The sequence below is a fragment of the Sulfitobacter sp. LC.270.F.C4 genome, assembly GCF_032922545.1.
Taxonomy (GTDB): domain Bacteria; phylum Pseudomonadota; class Alphaproteobacteria; order Rhodobacterales; family Rhodobacteraceae; genus Sulfitobacter; species Sulfitobacter profundi.
On the sequence record NZ_CP136692.1, the window covers coordinates 2,621,125 to 2,640,576 of the forward strand.

21 protein-coding genes are annotated in these 19,452 nt (G+C 60.7%); 11 read left to right on the plus strand and 10 right to left on the minus strand.

Annotated elements, in window-relative coordinates:
• Positions 1 to 10: 10 nt before the first annotated feature.
• On the minus strand, positions 11 to 574 hold the full coding sequence (efp, locus tag R1T45_RS16670; protein WP_067629376.1) for an elongation factor P: 564 nt from the start codon (positions 572 to 574) through the stop codon (positions 11 to 13).
• A 222-nt stretch (positions 575 to 796) separates the two neighbouring features.
• On the opposite strand from efp, the gene R1T45_RS16675 reads away from it, so the two are divergent.
• On the plus strand, positions 797 to 1,117 hold the full coding sequence (locus R1T45_RS16675; RefSeq protein WP_007120494.1) for a DUF6280 family protein: 321 nt from the start codon (positions 797 to 799) through the stop codon (positions 1,115 to 1,117).
• A 73-nt stretch (positions 1,118 to 1,190) separates the two neighbouring features.
• On the opposite strand, the gene R1T45_RS16680 is transcribed toward R1T45_RS16675, so the two are convergent.
• Positions 1,191 to 1,769, minus strand: coding sequence for a cobalamin biosynthesis protein CobQ (locus R1T45_RS16680; protein ID WP_132446978.1), 579 nt, complete (start codon positions 1,767 to 1,769; stop codon positions 1,191 to 1,193).
• A gap of 60 nt (positions 1,770 to 1,829) precedes the next feature.
• Here R1T45_RS16680 and R1T45_RS16685 point away from each other — a divergent pair, with 60 nt between their 5' ends.
• Positions 1,830 to 3,287, plus strand: a complete 1,458-nt coding sequence (locus tag R1T45_RS16685; protein WP_317389644.1) for a cobyric acid synthase — start codon at positions 1,830 to 1,832, stop codon at positions 3,285 to 3,287.
• A gap of 32 nt (positions 3,288 to 3,319) precedes the next feature.
• Here R1T45_RS16685 and R1T45_RS16690 read toward each other — a convergent pair whose 3' ends face one another.
• Both R1T45_RS16690 and R1T45_RS16695 read right to left on the minus strand, forming a co-directional pair.
• A complete protein-coding gene (locus R1T45_RS16690) occupies positions 3,320 to 4,432 on the minus strand; it encodes an S-(hydroxymethyl)glutathione dehydrogenase/class III alcohol dehydrogenase (RefSeq protein ID WP_120352167.1) in 1,113 nt (370 codons plus the stop codon).
• A gap of 124 nt (positions 4,433 to 4,556) precedes the next feature.
• The gene (locus R1T45_RS16695) at positions 4,557 to 5,018 is read right to left on the minus strand and encodes an Lrp/AsnC family transcriptional regulator (protein ID WP_067629340.1); all 462 of its coding nucleotides are present in this window, start codon (positions 5,016 to 5,018) and stop codon (positions 4,557 to 4,559) included.
• Positions 5,019 to 5,142: 124 nt separating this feature from the next.
• On the opposite strand from R1T45_RS16695, the gene R1T45_RS16700 reads away from it, so the two are divergent.
• Together R1T45_RS16700 and R1T45_RS16705 are read left to right on the plus strand one after the other, a co-directional pair.
• Complete coding sequence (locus R1T45_RS16700; RefSeq protein WP_317389645.1) at positions 5,143 to 8,544, plus strand: indolepyruvate ferredoxin oxidoreductase family protein; 3,402 nt, start codon at positions 5,143 to 5,145, stop codon at positions 8,542 to 8,544.
• A gap of 608 nt (positions 8,545 to 9,152) precedes the next feature.
• Positions 9,153 to 10,130 (plus strand): PleD family two-component system response regulator, encoded by a 978-nt coding sequence (locus R1T45_RS16705; RefSeq protein WP_120350632.1) that lies wholly within the window; start codon positions 9,153 to 9,155, stop codon positions 10,128 to 10,130.
• Positions 10,131 to 10,179: 49 nt separating this feature from the next.
• On the opposite strand, the gene R1T45_RS16710 is transcribed toward R1T45_RS16705, so the two are convergent.
• Positions 10,180 to 10,545 carry a hypothetical protein gene (locus R1T45_RS16710; RefSeq protein ID WP_120350631.1) on the minus strand — a complete coding sequence of 122 codons (366 nt, stop codon included), beginning with the start codon at positions 10,543 to 10,545 and terminating at the stop codon, positions 10,180 to 10,182.
• A 1-nt stretch (position 10,546) separates the two neighbouring features.
• Positions 10,547 to 10,786 (minus strand): Lrp/AsnC family transcriptional regulator, encoded by a 240-nt coding sequence (locus R1T45_RS16715; RefSeq protein ID WP_007120503.1) that lies wholly within the window; start codon positions 10,784 to 10,786, stop codon positions 10,547 to 10,549.
• Positions 10,787 to 10,945: 159 nt separating this feature from the next.
• Here R1T45_RS16715 and hisB point away from each other — a divergent pair, with 159 nt between their 5' ends.
• Together hisB and hisH are read left to right on the plus strand one after the other, a co-directional pair.
• Positions 10,946 to 11,533 (plus strand): imidazoleglycerol-phosphate dehydratase HisB, encoded by a 588-nt coding sequence (gene hisB, locus R1T45_RS16720; protein ID WP_067629332.1) that lies wholly within the window; start codon positions 10,946 to 10,948, stop codon positions 11,531 to 11,533.
• A 4-nt stretch (positions 11,534 to 11,537) separates the two neighbouring features.
• Entirely contained in the window at positions 11,538 to 12,176 is a 639-nt protein-coding gene (gene hisH / locus R1T45_RS16725) for an imidazole glycerol phosphate synthase subunit HisH (RefSeq protein ID WP_120350630.1), read from the plus strand.
• Between the two features lie 39 nt (positions 12,177 to 12,215).
• Here hisH and R1T45_RS16730 read toward each other — a convergent pair.
• Positions 12,216 to 13,302, minus strand: a protein-coding gene (locus R1T45_RS16730) for an IS3 family transposase (protein ID WP_317389646.1) whose coding sequence is annotated in 2 segments (ribosomal slippage) — positions 12,216 to 13,047 and positions 13,046 to 13,302 — 1,089 coding nt in all. Because the reading frame shifts where the segments join, the coding sequence is not laid out codon by codon here.
• 253 nt (positions 13,303 to 13,555) lie between these two features.
• Positions 13,556 to 13,945 carry a DUF2147 domain-containing protein gene (locus R1T45_RS16735; protein ID WP_317389647.1) on the minus strand — a complete coding sequence of 130 codons (390 nt, stop codon included), beginning with the start codon at positions 13,943 to 13,945 and terminating at the stop codon, positions 13,556 to 13,558.
• A gap of 129 nt (positions 13,946 to 14,074) precedes the next feature.
• On the opposite strand from R1T45_RS16735, the gene hisA reads away from it, so the two are divergent.
• Genes hisA through R1T45_RS16750 form a run of 3 tightly spaced genes read left to right on the plus strand, consistent with a single transcriptional unit; the run spans position 14,075 to position 15,864 of the window.
• Entirely contained in the window at positions 14,075 to 14,794 is a 720-nt protein-coding gene (hisA, locus tag R1T45_RS16740) for a 1-(5-phosphoribosyl)-5-[(5-phosphoribosylamino)methylideneamino]imidazole-4-carboxamide isomerase (RefSeq protein ID WP_120350628.1), read from the plus strand.
• 3 nt (positions 14,795 to 14,797) lie between these two features.
• The gene (hisF, locus tag R1T45_RS16745; protein WP_120350627.1) at positions 14,798 to 15,559 is read left to right on the plus strand and encodes an imidazole glycerol phosphate synthase subunit HisF; all 762 of its coding nucleotides are present in this window, start codon (positions 14,798 to 14,800) and stop codon (positions 15,557 to 15,559) included.
• Positions 15,556 to 15,864 carry a phosphoribosyl-ATP diphosphatase gene (locus R1T45_RS16750; RefSeq protein WP_120350626.1) on the plus strand — a complete coding sequence of 103 codons (309 nt, stop codon included), beginning with the start codon at positions 15,556 to 15,558 and terminating at the stop codon, positions 15,862 to 15,864. The genes hisF and R1T45_RS16750 overlap by 4 nt, the downstream gene beginning before the upstream one ends.
• Positions 15,865 to 15,866: 2 nt before the next feature.
• Here the strand turns inward: R1T45_RS16750 and R1T45_RS16755 are convergent, their stop codons facing one another.
• Positions 15,867 to 16,280, minus strand: coding sequence for a CoA-binding protein (locus R1T45_RS16755; protein ID WP_317389648.1), 414 nt, complete (start codon positions 16,278 to 16,280; stop codon positions 15,867 to 15,869).
• 174 nt (positions 16,281 to 16,454) lie between these two features.
• Between R1T45_RS16755 and R1T45_RS16760 the strand changes: the two genes are divergently transcribed.
• A complete protein-coding gene (locus R1T45_RS16760) occupies positions 16,455 to 17,729 on the plus strand; it encodes an acyl-CoA dehydrogenase family protein (protein ID WP_409202467.1) in 1,275 nt (424 codons plus the stop codon).
• A gap of 1 nt (position 17,730) precedes the next feature.
• Positions 17,731 to 18,507, plus strand: a complete 777-nt coding sequence (locus R1T45_RS16765; RefSeq protein WP_317389649.1) for an SDR family oxidoreductase — start codon at positions 17,731 to 17,733, stop codon at positions 18,505 to 18,507.
• Positions 18,508 to 18,565: 58 nt separating this feature from the next.
• Here the strand turns inward: R1T45_RS16765 and R1T45_RS16770 are convergent, their stop codons facing one another.
• Complete coding sequence (locus R1T45_RS16770; protein WP_317389650.1) at positions 18,566 to 19,435, minus strand: acyl-CoA thioesterase II; 870 nt, start codon at positions 19,433 to 19,435, stop codon at positions 18,566 to 18,568.
• Positions 19,436 to 19,452 lie beyond the last annotated feature (17 nt).

Genomic DNA, 19,452 nt, shown 5'->3' on the forward strand with positions numbered 1-19,452 from the left:
TGACGTTGCGTCAAGCGCGTTCGACATATTCCATGGTTTCGGTGTTCACCACGATCGCTTCGTCCTGCCCTACGAAGGGCGGAACAGAGATCTTCACACCGTTTTCCAGAATGGCTGGTTTGAAGGAATTCGCCGCTGTCTGGCCTTTGACGACCGGCTCGGTCTCGGCAATGTTGCAGACCACTTTTTGCGGCAGACGGGCGTTCAGCGCCTCGGCGTCATGGTACTCGACCACGATCATCATGCCGTCTTGCAGGAAGGGGCGCGTGTCACCCAAAAGCTCGGCATCAAGCTGCACCTGCTCATAGGTTTCGGTGTCCATTACCACCAGCATACCGTCGTCTTCATACAGAAATTGCTGGTCTTTTTGCTCCAGTCGCACGCGCTCGACCTTATCGGCAGAGCGGAAGCGTTCGTTCAATTTGGAGCCGTTGCGCAGGTTGCGCATTTCGACTTGGGCAAAGGCACCGCCCTTGCCGGGCTTCACGTGATCGACCTTCACGGCCGCCCAAAGGCCACCGTTATGTTCAAGGACGTTTCCGGGGCGGATCTCGTTTCCGTTAATCTTGGGCATGTGACAAAACCACGACATAAGGTTGATGATAAGATGACCGGGTCTATATCGGGAGGGATGGTCCCCTGCAAGCGGGCGATATCCGAGCGTCGCTGCGGCAACTAGATATGCGCAAGTTGCATGGGAGGTATGCTAAATAGAGGTATCCGAATCAAAGGATATCCGTCATAAGGGCCTCCACGCCCGAATGACAAGAGCAAGAATAATCGAAAGGACGACGAGATGAAAGATTTCGTTGATGGCACCGCTTTCAACAACGAGCAAGGCAACCGCGCACGCAAGCTCTTTGCTGCTGTGGTGCTTGCTGCTTTGGATGACGCAATTGCCGACGACAAGAAATATGGCAACGGCCCAGAACAGATTGCCCGCTGGGCCCGTTCGCGCGATGGCCGCGAAGTGCTGAGCTGTGCCGGGATCGACCCCAATGAGCGGGTCGTCGAAGGCCTGATGGAATTTGTCGGCAAAGGCGTGCGGACCTCCGTCGCCCTGTCGCGCGAAGAGTCCGAGCGCCGCAATGCCGCGCTTCAGGCCGAAGCCGCCTGAGAATATCCGCCAAGCGGAGCAATTGACGCAGCCTTCGGGCTGCGTTTTTTTGTGTCTGCTGTTTCTCGCGCGGTCAATCTGCCCCGAAAAAGAAGATCCAGTTGCGCAAGGCTAAACCTTCGGCCAGCAGCAGCGCCAATGTCACGCAGGATAGCACCCAGCCCGGCCTACGCCACCAAAGCGTAATAGCGGCGAGCGCGCCCACCAGTGCCTCAACGGGTGCGACCCACCCCGCGCCGTGACGCACATCCCAATAGCTGATGGGGCTTTCAAAAATCCAACCCGTTAGTGGCCAGAAATGCGCACGCCCGTCATCGTGATGCAGCGGCAGGTCGAACATCAGATGCAGCAGCGCCGCGCCGGTAAGCGCCACGGCCCAGCCCGTTTGCCGCCAGACCGCAAGTCCCAAAAGCGCGCCCCAGACGATGAAAGAGTTATCGATGGAAAAAACCGTCTGCCAGAGGTCGGAATAGTAAAGCTCCCCAAAGACCACACTCCCCGGCAGCCCTTGGACATAGAGCGCAAAACCCGCCATCAGATAGAGCGACAAGTCCGGCAGCAGCGCCCCGGCAAGTGCTGCCCAAATTAACGGCTTGGCCCCTTCCCGCCCCATCACGGCAGCGCCCAAAAGCAAATGTGCAGGCGTGTTCATCGCGGCTCTTTCCCCTTGGATCATTTTGCGCCAGTTTGCGCGAAACAGGGGCAGAATGACATGACCAAAGCCATCATGATACAGGGCACCGGCAGTAATGTCGGCAAGTCGATGATCGTTGCCGGATTAATCCGCGCCTGCACCCGGCGCGGGCTGCGCGTGCGCCCGTTCAAACCGCAGAACATGTCCAACAACGCCGCCGTCACCGAGGACGGGGGCGAGATTGGCCGCGCGCAGGCCTTGCAAGCGCGTGCCGCTGGCGTGGCGCCGCATACGGACATGAATCCGGTGTTGTTGAAGCCCCAAAGCGCCACGGGTGCGCAGGTCGTGGTGCAAGGCCAGATCGCAGGCCAGCAAGAGGCGCGAGAGTTTGGGCGTAACAAAGCCAGTCTGATGCCCGCCGTGCTGCAATCCTTTCACCGTTTGGCCGAAAACTGCGACTTGATTGTTATTGAAGGCGCAGGCTCTCCGGCAGAAACCAATCTACGCGCGGGCGATATCGCCAACATGGGCTTTGCCCGCGCCGCCGGGGTGACGGTGGTACTTATGGGCGACATTGACCGTGGCGGGGTGATCGCGCAGATCGTCGGAACGCAGGCGGTGCTGGATGCCGGAGACAACGCGCTGATCCGGGGCTTTGCGGTGAACAAATTCCGGGGTGACCGCAGCCTGTTCGACGCAGGGAGAGACGACATCGCCGCGCGCACCGGATGGCCGAGCCTTGGCGTGATCCCATGGTTCGACGCCGCCCACCGCCTGCCCGCCGAAGATGTGATGGATCTACCCGCCCGCGCCCGTTCCGGTGGCTCGGGCTGTGTCATCGCTGTGCCGCGCCTGCCGCGTATCGCCAATTTCGACGATCTTGATCCATTGGCCGCCGAGCCGGGCGTGGACCTGCGGATGATAATGCCCGGCACCCCCCTGCCCGCCGACGCCGATCTGGTGCTGATGGTCGGGTCGAAATCCACGATCTCCGATCTCGAAGCCTTCCGCGCCGAGGGGTGGGACATCGATCTTGCCGCGCATATCCGGCGCGGCGGTCATGTGCTGGGGCTCTGCGGTGGCTATCAGATGTTGGGCAAGGCGATCACCGACCCAGAGGGCATTGAAGGTCCGGCAGCGCGGGTGGCGGGGCTGGGGCATCTGGACGTGGAAACCACGATGGCCCCGCTGAAACATCTGTCGGAAAAGACCGGCCAGCACCCCGCCAGTGGCACCGATCTCACGGGCTATGAAATCCACATCGGCGAAACCACCGGCCCCGATTGCGCCCGCGCTTGGCTCACCTTCGATGACACAGCCGAGGGCGCGGCCTCCCCCTCTGGCCGGGTGCAGGGCTGCTATATGCATGGAATTTTCAGCTCAGACGCCTTCCGCCGCGCCTACCTTGGCGGTTTTGGCGTGACCTCATCGCTGGATTTCGAAAGCGGCGTGGATGATGCGCTCGACGCGCTGGCCGATCATGTCGAGACCTATATCGATGTCGACCTGTTCCTCTCCCTCGCGGCAGAGGTCTAGGCTGGAGAGCGCGCAGCCCTCCAGCCCAATATTTAGAATTCGACGACCGCGCGGATCGATTCACCTTTGTGCATCAGCTCGAAGCCTTCGTTGATCTGATCCAACGTCAACTTGTGGGTGATCATCGGGTCGATCTCGATTTTGCCGTTCATGTACCAATCAACGATCTTGGGCACGTCCGTCCGCCCCTTGGCCCCGCCAAAAGCGGTCCCGCGCCAAACCCGGCCGGTGACCAATTGGAATGGCCGCGTCGAAATCTCGGCTCCCGCAGGTGCCACGCCGATGATGATGCTTTCGCCCCAGCCCTTGTGGGCGCATTCCAGCGCGTCGCGCATGACCTTGGTGTTGCCAGTCGCGTCAAAGGAATAATCCGCGCCGCCTTTGGTTACTTCGACCAGATGCGCCACCAAATCGCCCTCGACGTTCTTAGGGTTCACGAAATCGGTCATCCCGAAATAACGCCCGACCTCTGCTTTGTCGTCGTTAAGATCGACACCGACGATCTGATCCGCGCCTGCCATCCGCAGCCCTTGGATCACGTTCAACCCGATGCCGCCCAGCCCAAAGACCACGCAGCGCGCGCCCAGTTCGACCTTGGCCGTGTTGATCACCGCACCGATGCCCGTGGTCACGCCGCAACCGATGTAGCAAATTTTATCAAAGGGCGCGTCTTTGCGGACCTTGGCCAGCGCGATTTCCGGCACCACGGTGTGGTTGGCAAAGGTTGAGCAGCCCATATAGTGGTGAATCGGCGTGCCATCGAGCATCGAAAACCGCGTTGTGCCATCGGGCAGCAAGCCTTGGCCTTGGGTCACGCGGATTTTTTGGCAGAGGTTGGTTTTGCCCGACAGGCAGTATTCGCATTCGCGGCATTCTGGCGTGTAGAGGGGGATCACATGGTCGCCCGGCTCCAGCGTGGTCACGCCTTCGCCCACTTCCAGCACCACGCCCGCTCCTTCGTGGCCGAGGATCGCGGGGAAGATGCCTTCGGGATCATCTCCCGAGCGGGTGAATTCATCGGTGTGGCACAGGCCGGTTGCCTTGATCTCAACCAAGACCTCACCGCGTTTCGGCCCTTCAAGGTTCACCTCCATGATTTCAAGCGGTTTGCCAGCTTCCACGGCAACGGCGGCACGGGTTCTCATCATGGGTCTCTCCTTCGAGGTTAATCACTTGGTGCTATATGGCGCACGCGGGCGTCAAATGTCCATTTCAGAACGACACCGCAACTTCGCGCGCGTTTCGCCAGTGGTGCACGCGGCGTTCACCTTAGCCGGTGATCGGCGCGTCGGATTTGATCTGCCGCAAGATCACATTGGTGGTGGCCGAATTGACCGCCGGATGTAGGAACAAAAAGCTTTCTAGAAAGGCGTTATAGGCGTCGATATCGCGGCAAAGAACGCGCAGGTGATAATCCGCTTGGCCGGTGGTGGCGAAACACTCCGTCACCTCCGTCCGGCTTTGGATCGCACGGATGAAACTGGCAAGGGCCGAGGCATCATGCCGGGTCAGATGCACATGCACCATCGCCTCAAACCCCAGCCCCATCGCCTTGGGATCGACCACCGCGGCATAGCGTTTGATCACCCCCGCCTGCTCCAACGCCTTGACCCGCCGCCAGCAGGCAGAGGCCGAGATATTCAGCTTTTCGGCAAGTTGCGCATTGGGCAGGCGCGAATCCTGCTGAAGTAGGAATACAAGCTGTCGGTCCGTCGCATCCATCTCGCTCATCGGGTAATTCTTTCAACATACGGGACTATGATGGATAATTTACCCGGCCTTTACCCATATCGCCAGCAAAACCGGAGCGAAAATTCGGACCCCCTGCGGTATACTCCCAAGTGAGGAGACCCCCATGACAGAACAACCGCGCGAATTTACCACTTATAAACTCGACGACCGCTATGATCAGACCGAAGGCCGCGTTTTCCTGACCGGGACGCAGGCACTGGTGCGCATCATGCTGGATCAGGCCCGCCGCGATCGCGAGGCGGGGCTGAACACCGCCGGTTTCGTTTCGGGCTACCGCGGCTCCCCCTTGGGCGGGCTCGATCTGGAATACTGGCGCATCAAAGACCGCGTGGCCAAGGCGGGGGTGAAATTCCTGCCCGCCGTGAACGAAGACCTCGGTGCCACCGCGGTCTTGGGCGCGCAACAGGCCCACCTCGACCCGCAGGCGGAGGTCGAGGGCGTCTTTTCTATGTGGTACGGCAAGGGGCCAGGGGTGGACCGTTCGGGCGACGCGCTGAAACATGGCAACGCTTACGGCTCGGCCCCCAGGGGCGGCGTTTTGGTGGTCGCGGGCGACGATCACGGCTGCGTCTCGTCCTCCATGCCGCATCAATCCGATGTGGGCTTCATGTCGTGGTTCATGCCGACGCTGAACCCGGCGAGCGTGGCCGAATATCAGGCGTTTGGCGAATACGGCATCGCGCTTTCACGCTTCTCGGGCACTTGGGTGGGTTTCAAGGCGATCTCGGAAACCGTGGAAAGCGGCGCATCGGTGACACTGACACCCGACCGCGTGTTCAACCAGCCCGACTACACCGCGCCTCCGGGCGGGCTGCACGTGCGGCTTGGCGATCTCCCCTCGCCCGAGATTGAGACGCGGCTGCATCACAAGCTCGACGCGGTGCAGGCTTTCATGCGCGCCAATCCCATTGACCGGCATGTCTACGACACGCAGGACGCCTCTTTCGGCATCGTGACCACCGGCAAAGGCCACCTCGACACGATGGAGGCGCTGCGGCTTCTTGGCCTTGATCAGGCCGCCTGCCGCCGTCTCGGCATCGACATCTACAAGATCGGCATGGTCTGGCCGCTGGCGCTGGACGACGCGCTCGACTTCGTCAAGGGCAAGCGCGAAGTGCTTGTGATCGAAGAGAAACGCGGCATCATCGAAAGCCAGTTTAAAGAGGCCTTCTATGACTGGCCCGGCTCCAAACCTGCGCGGATGGTGGGCAAACATGACGAAAACCTTGAGGAGTTGGTGCCTTGGACCGGCGAGCTGTCGCCGCTCAAGCTGCTCCCGATCATTGCCGCGCGGCTCAGTGCCTTCTTTCCCGAAGAGAACCTGCTGGAAAAGGCCCGCGCCCTGACTGACCAGCCGCCCGTGCTGCTGAACGTCCCCGGCGCCACCCGCACGCCTTACTTCTGTTCGGGCTGCCCACATAACTCCTCGACCAAACTGCCCGAAGGATCAAAGGCCAACTCCGGCATTGGCTGCCATGTCATGGCCTCGTGGATGGACCGTGAAACCGCCGGTTTTGCCCAGATGGGCGGCGAAGGCGTGCCGTGGATCGCCACCTCGATGTTCAACGGGGGCAAACATGTGTTCCAGAACCTTGGCGAGGGCACATGGTACCACTCCGGCTCGCTCGCCATCCGCCAAGCGGTCGCGGCAAAGACGAACATCACCTACAAGATCCTCTACAACGACGCGGTTGCCATGACCGGCGGGCAGCCTGTCGATGGCCCTGTCTCAGTCGCCGCCATCGCGCAGGCCTGCCGCGCGGAAGGCGTGGCGCGGATCGCGCTGGTCTCGGACCGGCCCGAACTGCTGGAGAAGGGTGATTTCCCCGACGGCACCACATTTGATCACCGCAGCGCGCTTGACCGCGTGCAGCGCGAGCTGCGCGATATTCCGGGCGTCACAGTGCTGATCTATGAACAGACCTGCGCCACCGAGAAGCGCCGCAAGCGCAAGCGCGGGCTGATGGACGATCCTAAGAAATTCGTCATGATCAACGATCTGGTCTGCGAGGGCTGCGGCGATTGTTCGTTGGAATCCAATTGCCTAAGCGTCGAACCGAAGAAGACTGAATTCGGCACCAAGCGGCAGATCAACCAATCGACCTGCAACAAGGATTACTCCTGTCTCAACGGGTTCTGCCCCTCTTTCGTCACCGTCGAGGGCGGCAGCCGCCGCAAACGCTCTGGGGCCGGGCTGGACGTGGCGGGTCTTTCGGCGCAGCTGCCGATGCCCGAACTGCCCAGGCTCGACCAGCCCTTTAACCTGCTGGTGACCGGCGTAGGCGGCACCGGCGTTGTCACTGTGGGCGCGCTCATCACCATGGCGGCGCATCTCGAAGGGCTGGGCTCCAGCGTGCTCGACTTCACCGGCTTTGCTCAGAAATTTGGCACCGTGCTGGGCTATGTGCGGCTCGCCCAAACCCCCGAGGAGGTGCATCAGGTGCGCATCGATCAGGGCGGCGCCGACGCAGTGATCGGCTGCGACATGGTGGTCAGCTCCGCGCCCAAAGCCTCGGCCCACTACCGGCGCGGCACGCGGATCGTGCTTAACCGCGCCGAGATGCCGACTGGCGATCTGGTGTTGAACCGCGACGCCGAGTTGCGCATCAACGACCGCGAGGCGGTAATCGCGCAGGCTGTGGGTGCTGAGAACCTCAGTGCCTTTGACGCCAACGCCATGGCCGAAAAACTGATGGGCGACGCGGTCTTCGCCAATGTGATGATGCTGGGTTATGCTTGGCAGAAGGGCCTTGTGCCGGTCTCGCTCACCGCGCTGGAGCAGGCGATCGAGTTGAATGGCGTGGTGCCCGACAAGAACCGCGCCGCCTTTGGTTTTGGCCGGGTCATGGCCGCAAACCCCGAGGCGATTGCGGCGCATTTTGCCCCGGCGCCCGCCCCCGATGACAGTGTCGACAGCCTAATCGCGCGGAGGATGGAGTTCCTTACCGGCTACCAGAACCGAGCCTACGCCGAGCGCTATAAATCCCGCCTTGATGCTTTGACAAACGCGCTGCCAGACGGCTCCGAAGACCTGCTGCGCGCCGCGGCGAAATCGCTGTTCAAACTCATGGCCTACAAGGACGAATACGAGGTCGCCCGCCTGCACCGCCAAAGCGGTTTTGAGGATCGCATCGCCGATAGTTTCGAGGGCGACTACAAGGTGCACTACCACCTCGCCCCGCCCGCATGGCCCACCGGCCGCGATGGCCGCGGACGCCCCAACAAGCGCAAGTTTGGCCCATGGATGGGGCGTGCCTTTGACCTATTGGCCGCGATGAAACCCCTGCGCGGCACATGGGCCGACCCGTTCAGCTATGGCGCTGATCGCAAGCTGGAGGTCGGGCTGATCGACTGGTACGAGGCGGTTATGGCCAAGGCCCCGGCCCTGCCCCATGACGAGGCGCTCGCGGTGCTTTCCGCACCGATGGAGATCCGCGGCTACGGCCCCGTGAAAGAGGCCGCGGCCGAAAAGGTGCAGGCCGAAGTCGCTGCGCGCTTAGGCTAAGAGCGCCTTCGAGAAATCACCGCGCAGCCCGGCCTCATACAATTCGAGGTCGGGCGAACAATGGGCAAAGTGCGCCACCATCCCCGGGGGGATGACGAAAGCGTCGCCCGCCTCCCGCCTGCGCAGTGCTTGCACAGGTTCCGCCAAGATCGTCCAGCAAGCGCTTCAACATGGTCCCCCTCACGGCTCTTACAGTAGTTGAGCGCACAGGCGCGGCAGGCTTTTACTGCGCGCAACGTACGACATCCGATAAAGTTTCCCTCAATCACCTAAGCGTGAAGACGAGTTGCAGTGCGAAACCCCTCTGGTTCACAAGAACCGCATATTCTCGCCCTGTTTTGGCTCTTTATTCCGCTTCTCTGCGCCCAAAATTCCGCACGATATCCGCCAAATCACCTCCCGCGACGCGGGAAAACAAGGGCGCGAGGCTGCCACAGGCTGCGAATTCAATGGTTTCCCGGAACTTCAAAATATGGTTAATAATTAACGGAACGGCACAAACTATTGGTGCAGCAACGTCACAATTTCGCCGGGTTTATACGACTAAATGTGAACAGATTATAAAGACACCCGGACTGCCCGTCTGCCCCACGAAAGAGGTGCCAAAAATGAAAATTCTTGCCGTCGACGATGACCCTTTTATCCGCGAATTGCTGCCCGTCGTTTTCCGCGAAGCTGATTATCCCTATCTGACACTGGCCGATTCCGGCGCTGCCGCTTTGGAACTGCTCGAAACCACCAAAGACCATTTTGATTGCCTGCTCTTGGATATCGAAATGCCCGAAATGGACGGCATCACCCTATGCCGCCGCATCCGCACGCTGGAGGCTTATCAAGACACGCCGATCTTGATGGTGACCTCGCGCGCCGACGCGACCGCGATCGAAAGCGCTTTTGCCGCTGGGGCCAACGACTATGTGACCAAACCTTTCGATGTGAAAGACATCGCAACCCGCGTGCATATCGCCGAGCGGATGTTGGAAAACACCCAGCGTGCCCCGCGCCTTGACCCGCATCATCTGAAAGAAGCAGGAGAGCCCGGCGCCCATGATTTCGCGCTGGCCGATCCTGTGCATATCAACGGGGTCGAGCAGTTGGTGCTGCCCTTCTCTTTGGGCAATTACCTGTCGCAATTGTCGCGCCAGCACCTTGATATCTGTCAGGTTTTCGCCGTGAAGATCGAACATATTGATGAGCTTTACGCGACCTGCAACACCCGCGAATTCGCCCGCGCCGTTACCTCTGCCGCCCAAGCGATCGCGCGGGTGGTCGATTGCCCGCAACTGCTGATGACCCACAATGGGTCTGGCACGCTGCTGTGCATCGTGACCGGCGACAGCCTGCCCGCATGGCCCGAGATCGAAGTGCTCATTCAAGGCGAGCTTGACGGGATGGACCTGCGCTACGACGACAACAGCCCACTGTCGGTAATGCTTTCCGTGGGCGGCCCGATCCAGCCCAATGCCAGCCGCACCCAGCGGGTCAGAAAGACATTTGATCGCGCCATTCGCCGTGTGGCGATGCGCCAGAAGGTGAAACTCGACACCGCCCCGACCGAGAAACCCTCCGTCTCTGCCGCGCATTGAGCCAAAAGAGACCTCATGAAAAACCCGCCTCACTGGCGGGTTTTTGCATTCAGTTGATGGGGAATTGCACCAGACAACGCTCGGCGATGCGGCGGTAATCCTCCAATGTGTCCGGCACGCTGCGTCGGTCGCGCATCACCTCCATCGCCGCACGTTTCTGGGCCCAACTGCCCTCAACATGTCGGTCAAGGATGCGCACGGTGACGCCCAGCATCACGTTTTTCTCCCCCTCGCCGATCAGCTCCGCCGAAGAAAGCGCCACAGCCGTCAGGGCCAGCGTGTTGGCGCAGCGCAAAGCGGCGGCCTCGCGCCCCTCATAGATACGTGTGCCCGCTGTCGCCATGCCGGGATGGGCCAGCGCGCCAAAGGACAAAGCAAAAACCGCAACCGCCGTTAGAGAGAACCTGCGCGGCACCTCAAAAGACCTTGAAGGTCATCGTGGTCAAGGACCGCTCAATGCCTTCGATGTCCAATAGGTTGTCGTTGATGTAGACGCCCACATCCTCCCCCTTGGGGATATAAAGCTTCATTAACAGGTCATATTCACCAGAGGTGGAATAAAGCTCGGAATGGATTTCGCGCAGGGCGATTTCCTCGGCCACACGATAGGTCGTGCCCGGTCGGCAGCGGATCTGGATGAATACGCAGGTGGTCATGTCGCGCCTCTTTCTGGGATTTGGTTCAAGCTGACATATGGGCCCTGCCCCCGCAATCCCCGATCGCGTCAGCCCGGGCTAAAGGTGCTTCACCGCTTGGGCTTGGCGTGGCGGCATGCCCTGCTATAAGGGCGCAGCAATTGCCTTCGGAGATGCCCCATGCGTCGCAGCACCCTGACCCGCACCACTGCCGAAACCGACATCACGGTCGAGATCAATCTCGACGGCAGTGGCCGCTATGACAATGAGACCGGCGTGGGTTTCTTTGACCATATGCTCGACCAATTGTCGCGCCACTCGCTGATCGATATCACGGTGCGCGCCAAAGGCGATCTGCACATCGATGATCACCACACGGTCGAAGACGTAGGCATCACGCTGGGCCAAGCACTGACCCAAGCGCTCGGCGACAAACGCGGCATCCGCCGCTACGGGTCTTGCCTATTGGCGATGGACGACGCGCAAATCCGTTGCGCGCTCGACCTCTCTGCGCGGCCCTTTCTGATCTGGAACGTGGATTTCCCCACCAGCAGCATCGGCACATTCGACACCGAACTGGTGCGTGAGTTCTTCCAAGCACTCAGCACCCACGGCGGCATCACCCTGCATGTCGACGCGCTGCACGGGTTCAACAGCCACCATATCGCCGAAGCGGCCTTTAAATCGGTCGCCCGCGCCCTGCGCGAGGCGGTCGAAACCGACCCGCGCAAAGCGGATGCCATCCCCTCGACCAAGGGCGCCTTGTAAGCCAATGCTGACAGCAATCATCGACTACGAATCCGGAAATCTACACTCGGCCCACAAAGCCTTCGAGCGTATGGCCCGCGAAAACGACGCAGGCGAAGTCACGGTGACCTCAGACGCCGAGGTCGTCGCCCGCGCCGACCGTCTGGTGCTGCCCGGCGATGGCGCCTTCCCGGCTTGTATGGCAGCGCTGAAAGGCGCCGGTGGCCTCTATGACGCCATGGTCGAAGCGGTTGAGGAAAAGGGGCGCCCTTTCCTTGGCATCTGTGTCGGCATGCAACTGATGGCCAGCATGGGCCGCGAATACAAAGACACCCCGGGATTGGGCTGGATCGGCGGAGAGGTGACCCAGATCACCCCCGCGGACCCGAAACTTAAAGTCCCCCACATGGGCTGGAACGACTTGGTGATCGATCATGACCATGCGGTCTTCGACGGGTTGCACACCGGTGATCATACCTATTTCGTGCACAGCTACCACATGGCCGTAGCAGACCCTGCCGAACGGCTGGCCCATGTCGATTACGGCGGCGAGGTCACGGCGATTATCGGCCGCGATACGATGTTGGGCATGCAGTTTCACCCTGAAAAAAGCCAAACCACTGGCCTGCGGCTGATCTCGAACTTTTTGAACTGGACGCCTTAACGGTATTCCCCCCGTTTTTGCGGGGCTCGGTCGTAGAATTTACGCAGCCATTCTCAGTTTCTGTGCGGGGGTCATCCCGCCGTTGCCCATGTTGGGGCGTTCGATGTTGTAGGACCAGAGCCACTCGGTGGCAATCTTCTGGACCTCTTCGATGCTTTCGAAAATGTATAAGTCCAGCCATTCGTGGCGGACCGTCCGGTTGTAGCGCTCGACGTAAGCGTTCTGCTGAGGCTTTCCGGGCTGGATGTATGCCAAGGCAATACCCCGGTCCTCCGCCCATTTCATGAGGGTGCCACTGACATATTCCGGTCCGTTATCGACTCGAATTTTCTCAGGGGCGCCACGCCATTCGATGATCTGGTTCAGGGCTCGAACGACCCGTTCCGCAGGCAGTGAAAAGTCGATCTCAATGCCCAGTCCTTCGCGGTTGAAGTCGTCCAGAACGTTCAGCAGCCGGAATTGCCGTCCATCCCCCAGCCTGTCGGCCATAAAGTCCATCGACCAGACCTCATTCGGGGCCTCAGGTACCGCCAGTTCGTCCGGCTTTTCCCGCTTCAGACGCTTGCGCGGCTTGATCCTGAGGTTCAACTCCAGCTCACGGTATATCCGGTAGACACGCTTGTGGTTCCACCTGTGACCCTGCACGTTGCGCAGATACAGGAAACACAGGCCAAAGCCCCAGGTCTTCCTTGCAGCCGTCAGGCCGAGGAGCAGGTCGGCGATTTGCTCGTTCTCCCCGTCCAGCTTCGGGCTGTACCGATAGCACGTCTCACTGATATCGAATGCTCGGCATGCCAGCGCAATGCTGACGCCCTTCATCGCCACCGCTTTCACGGCCAACTCTCGGCGTTGAGCTGGCCGGATCATTTTTTCCGAGCGCCTCCTTCAGCAGGTCGTTCTGCATGCTGACGTCAGCATACATGCGCTTCAGGCGCCGGTTCTCTTCCGCTATCGCCTTCATCTCGCTGATGAGGCTCGCGTCCATGCCGCCATACTTCGCCCGCCATTTGTACAGCGTGGCGCTGCTCATCCCGTGCTCGCGGCACAGCTCGGCTGCCGGCACACCGCCTTCCATCTGGCGCAGCACTCCCATGATTTGGGCTTCTGTGAATCGTGTCTTCTTCATCGGAATCTCCTCGTTCATCCTGCCGAGAAAATTATACTTCCGCATCCCCTTAAGCTCCGGGGGGATTACCTAACCAGCGCCGCGCCTGCCGAAGCGTCGGACGGTATTTAAGAAAGGATGAAGTTGAAGAAAGACCCTCTTCAACTTCATCCTTTTACAAATACCTCTGCGCTGCGCTTGCCTTCCGCAAAACGCAAAGAAGGCGCGGAGATCGTCCCTCGCGCCTTCTGACTTTCGTATTGAGGCAACGGCTTTACTTAATGCGCGCCCAGGTCTGTTTCGAACAAATCAACCCGCTCGCGACGCAGCCCGAGAGTTTGAGCGATTTGCCAGAGACGTCCATCTTGCCGATATAGATTTTGCCGTTCGACGGGCGCCATACTTTACCGGCGTATTTGCCGCCGCCCTGGGGCTTCATATCGATGACGAGCGTTTTGCCGATATTGGGTGATTTATACTCACCGCTGTCGTTGAACGTGCGCGCGATAGTGCCGCAGATCGCCCCGCCGCAGGGGGCCATTTTCACATGGGCGTATGCGCCGTCATCCACCTGAGTTTGCCATGTACCGACTGCCGGATCCGCCGCATGGGCGGCACCGGTCAGGCCAAGGCCCAGAAGGGCCGCTGCAAAAAACTGTTTCATGATCTCTCCTCCCGATCTGGGTTTAGTGTTAGACACAACTTTCTTTCGGGCAAGACTGACCTAGGGTCGCGTTGCAAAATCCTTGGCGACGTGCAAAAGGAAACCAACGTTCAGAACAAGGGCCCGGCCATGATCCTCTACCCCGCTATTGATCTCAAAGACGGTCAGGCCGTGCGCCTCGTGCATGGCGATATGGACCGCGCTACCGTTTTCAACGACGACCCTGCCGCGCAGGCGTTGAGTTTCGTCGAGGCGGGCTGCGAATGGCTGCATCTGGTTGATCTTAATGGCGCCTTTGCCGGAACACCGGTGAACGCCGCCCCGGTCGAGGCGATTTTGAAGGCCTGCAAGGTGCCCGCGCAGTTGGGCGGTGGCATTCGCGATATGGCGACGATCGAAAGCTGGCTGGATAAGGGCTTGGCACGGGTCATTCTGGGCACCGTTGCAGTAGAGAACCCTGAACTGGTCCGCGAGGCCGCCGCCGCCTTCCCCGGTCATGTTGCCGTGGGAATCGATGCACGGGGCGGCCGGGTTGCGACCAAGGGCTGGGCAACGGAGACCGATGTCATGGCCACCGATCTCGCGAAATCCTTTGAGGACGCGGGCGTGGCCGCGATTATCTATACCGATATCATGCGCGATGGCGCGATGGGCGGGCCGAATGTCGAGGCGACGGCCGATCTGGCGCGGGCGGTTTCGATCCCTGTGATCGCCTCGGGTGGGGTTTCGTCGCTCGAAGATCTGGCGGCGCTGCGCGACACCGGGGTGATCGAGGGCGCGATCTCGGGCCGGGCGCTTTATGACGGCGCGATCGATTTGACCGAAGCCATGAAGATGTTGAAGGGCTGAGCCATGCTGAAGACCCGCATCATCCCCTGTCTCGACGTGGCCGATGGGCGCGTTGTCAAGGGCGTGAACTTTGTCGGCCTGCGCGATGCGGGCGATCCGGTGGATGCCGCCATTGCCTATGACGCGGCGGGGGCGGATGAACTTTGCTTTCTCGACATCCATGCCACGCATGAAAACCGCGGCACGATGTTTGATCTGGTCACCCGCACGGCCGAGCATTGCTACATCCCGCTGACCGTGGGCGGGGGTGTGCGGACCGTGGCAGATGTGCGGGCGCTGCTCTTGGCAGGGGCCGACAAGGTCAGCTTTAACTCCGCCGCCGTGGCGAACCCGGATGTGATTGCCGAAGCGGCGGATCATTTCGGCAGCCAGTGCATCGTTTGCGCGATTGATGCCAAGACAGTCAGCCCCGGTAAATGGGAGATCTTCACCCATGGCGGGCGCAAGCCCACGGGCATCGACGCGGTCGAATTCGCGCGCACCGTGGCGGCCAAGGGCGCGGGGGAAATTCTGCTGACATCCATGGACCGCGATGGCACCAAACAGGGCTTTAACCTGCCGCTGACCCGTGCAATTTCGGACGCGGTTTCAGTGCCGGTGATTGCTTCGGGCGGGGTCGGCAATCTGGATCACCTCGTTGACGGGGTGATCGAAGGCGGTGCGTCGGCAGTGCTGGCGGCGTCGATCTTTCACTTCGGTGAATATACCGTGCATGAGGCCAAGCAGCATATGGCAGCAGCAGGCATTCCAATGAGGCTTTCATGACGCTTGATGACCTTTACGCCACCATCCTGAGCCGCAAAAGCGCTGATCCCTCAAGCAGTTGGACGGCGCAATTGCTGGCCAAAGGACCCGAAAAATGCGCTGAGAAGTTTGGCGAAGAAGCGGTTGAGGCGATCATTGAGGCGGTGAAGAACGATCCGAAGGGGCTTACCTCGGAAGCGGCGGATGTGCTCTATCACCTGCTCGTCATGCTGGCGTCGCGGGATGTGCCGCTTAGCGATGTGTTGGACGAACTGGCGCGGCGCCAGTCGACATCGGGCATCGCAGAAAAGGCCGCACGAAACTAGGCTCAGCCCAGCAGGCGCGGGATTTCAACCTTGGGGCAGCGGTCTTGGATCACATCCACGCCGCGTGCTTCGGCCTTGGCCGCGGCTTCGGCATTGGTGATCCCCACTTGCATCCAGATCGTTTCCAGATCGGGAAACGCCGCGAGCGCCTCATCCACGACGGGGGGCACATCCTCGGACCGGCGGAAAATATCGACCATCTGGACCGGCGGATCAATCTCGGCCAATGTCGCGACGATGGTCTTGCCGAAGACTTCTTTGCCCGCGTGCACGGGGTTCACCGGCACGACGTCATACCCCTTTTGTGCAAGGTATTCAGAGACATAGTGGCTGGATCGCGCCGGGTTGGGAGAGACGCCAACCACCGCGATGCGGCGGGTGCGGGTGAGAACGTCTTTGATCAATGCATCTGTCATATGCTGAACTTAAGCGCCTGCGCGCGGGTTTCAACGCCATAATGACGCGGCGTAAAGCGTGGTGCCCCCTGCCCGTGATTGGCAAGCCTGCAGCGATTGCATAGGCTTGCCCCAAAGGAACGCCCAGCGGAGGAGCCGGGCGGCACCGCGAACCATCATCACCGGGAGCATAGGATGATCGATCAGACCTTGGACATGAACAATCTCGATATTTCGGAAAAGGCCAAACCGCTTTTGGCAGCTGTTACCAAGCACATCCGCGAGAATGTCGATCCGATCACCGAGGAGTTTTTTCGCCTTGGCGAAGGCCGCGCCGACCGTTGGTCCTATGCGCCGGGTCAATTGGAATTGCTTGATGGGGCCAAGCAGAAGGCGCGAGAGGCGGGGTTGTGGAACTTCTTCCTGCCCAATGCAGAAACCGGCGAAGGGCTGGCAAACCTTGATTATGCCTATATCGCCGCCGAACTGGGCAAAAGCCCCCTAGCCCCGGAAACGCTGAACTGCTCGGCGCCCGATACCGGCAATATGGAGGTGCTGGAGCGTGTCGGCACGCCTGAGCAAAAGGAGCAATGGCTGAAGCCCCTGCTCGCGGGCGAAATCCGCTCGGCCTTTGCGATGACGGAGCCTGATGTCGCCTCTTCGGACGCGCGCAATATCTCTACCAGCGCGGTTCTCGATGGCGACGATTGGGTGATCAACGGGGAGAAATTCTATATCTCCGGTGCGGGCGATCCGCGCTGTAAGATTATGATCGTCATGGTGAAAACCTCGCCCGAGGCTGAAACCTTCCGCCAGCAGAGCCAGATCCTCGTGCCGATGGACACGCCGGGGGTGGAGATCCTTGGCCCGATGCATGTCTTTGGCCATGACGACGCGCCGCATGGGCATATGCACATCCGTTTTACCGACGTGCGGGTGCCGCGTGAAAACGTGCTTTGGGGCGAAGGGCGCGGGTTCGAGATCAGTCAGGTGCGGCTTGGGCCGGGGCGGATTCACCACTGCATGCGCTCTATCGGGTCGGCGGAAAAAGCGCTGGACCTGATGATTGAGCGCGGGCTGGGCCGTGAGGCATTCGGGAAAAAGATCATTGATCTGGGCAAGAACATGGAAACCATCAGCCGCGCGCGGATCGACATCGAAGCGATGCGGCTGATGGTGCTGAAAGCGGCCAAAGCGATGGATGTCTTGGGCAACAAAGAGGCCCGCATCTGGGTCAGCATGATCAAGGCGCTGGTGCCGGAAAAAGCCTGTGAGATCATCGACGCCTCAATGCAGGTGCATGGCGCCACGGGGATGAGCCAGTGGAGCCCGCTGTCGGGCATGTACACGTGGCAGCGCGCGCTGCGCTTTGCCGATGGGCCGGATGAGGTGCACCATCAGGTCATCGCGCGGGCCGAGGTGAAGGCGTTTCAGGCGTCGAACACGCGCGGCTCTGACGGCGACAGCTGATATGGATTTCGCGGGGCGCGTCATCGTCATCACCGGGGCGGCCAGCGGCATCGGGCGGGCCATGGCCCTGCGCTTTGCCAAGGAAGCGCCAGCGCATCTGGTCTGTGTGGATATCGACGGCCCGGGGGCCGAGGCGACGGCGACCGAGGTCGGCGGCACGGGCTTTCGCGTTGATGTTGCACACGAGGCCGAGATCGCCCAGCTGATCGAAACCGTCGAGCGTGACATTGGGCCGATTGATCTATTCTGCTCCAACGCTGGCATCTCGGTCGAGGGCGGGGTCGAGGTGCCGGATGCCGATTGGCAGCGCATTTGGGAGATCAACGTGATGAGCCATGTGCGCGCCGCGCGGCATCTGGTGCCGCTGATGCGCGCGCGGGGCGGAGGTTACTTGCTCAACACCGCTTCGGCAGCGGGTCTGCTCAATCAGGTCGGGGCCGCGCCTTACGGGGTGACGAAACACGCCGCCGTTGGCCTCGCTGAATGGTTGGCGATGACCTATGGCGATGATGGGATCAAGGTTTCCGTGCTTTGCCCGCAGGCGGTGCGGACCGAAATGATGCGCGGGCTGGAGGATCATGTCGCCGCGATCGACGGCATGCTTGAGCCGGAACCCGTGGCCGACGCCTGCGTGCAGGCGATCCGCGATGAGGTGTTTCTGGTGCTCCCGCATCCACAGGTGCGCGATTATATCCGAAGCAAGGCGCAGGATTATGACCGCTGGATTGGTGGAATGCGCAAGCTGAACCGGCGGTTCGGGGCGCCAAACGACAGCTAGAAAACGCCTGTCCGGTGGCACAGCGCCCCAACCTCAGGGGAGGGTGCTGCCTTTAGCTTTAACCCTTAGGCCGTATCGGCCGCAGCAGCCCCTCTTGCGCCACGCTCGCCACCAACTGACCGTTCTGATTGTAGATCATCCCGCGATTGAACCCCCGCGCACCACCAGTAAACGGCGCATCCAGCGCGTAGAGATGCCATTCGTCAAAGCGGATCGGCGCGTGGAACCACATGGCGTGATCCAGACTTGCCGTCATCACCTTGCCCTGAAACCACGTGAGCCCATGGGGCCGCAGCGACGAGCCCAGCAGATTCATATCAGAGGCATAGGCCAAAAGCGCGTGCTGCATGACCGGGTTCTGGCCTTCGGCGGCGGCCATGCGGAACCACAGGTAGTTGCGGTCGTCGACCTTTTCGGGCGTCATGAAATCGCGCGGCTCGACCTCCCGGATCTCGATGGGTCGCTCGCGCAGGAAGTCCCCGCGATATTTTTCGGGCAGTTTCTCAGCAAACGCCTCGCGCAACTCAGGTCGGTCTGGCCAATTTTCGGGGGCGGAGACCTGCGGCATCTCATGCTGCCAGTCGAACCCCTCTTCCTCCACCTGAAAAGACGCCGACAGGTTCAGGATCTGCTTGCCATGCTGGATCGCCACCACCCGCCGGGTCGTAAAACTGCCCCCATCCCGGGCGCGGTCGACCTGATAGATCACCGGAATCTTCGGATCCCCGGGCCGGATGAAATAGGCATGAAGCGAATGGCACGCGCGCTCGGGCACCGTGCGATATGCGGCCATCAATGCCTGCGCGATGACATGGCCGCCAAAGATCCGCATCGAGGTCTCGCCCCCCGCACCGGTGCCCCGAAACAGATCGACCTCAAGCTGTTCGATATCCAACAGATCAAGCAATTGCCGCGCAGCATTGGTCATGGGTCATCCTTTCAGGC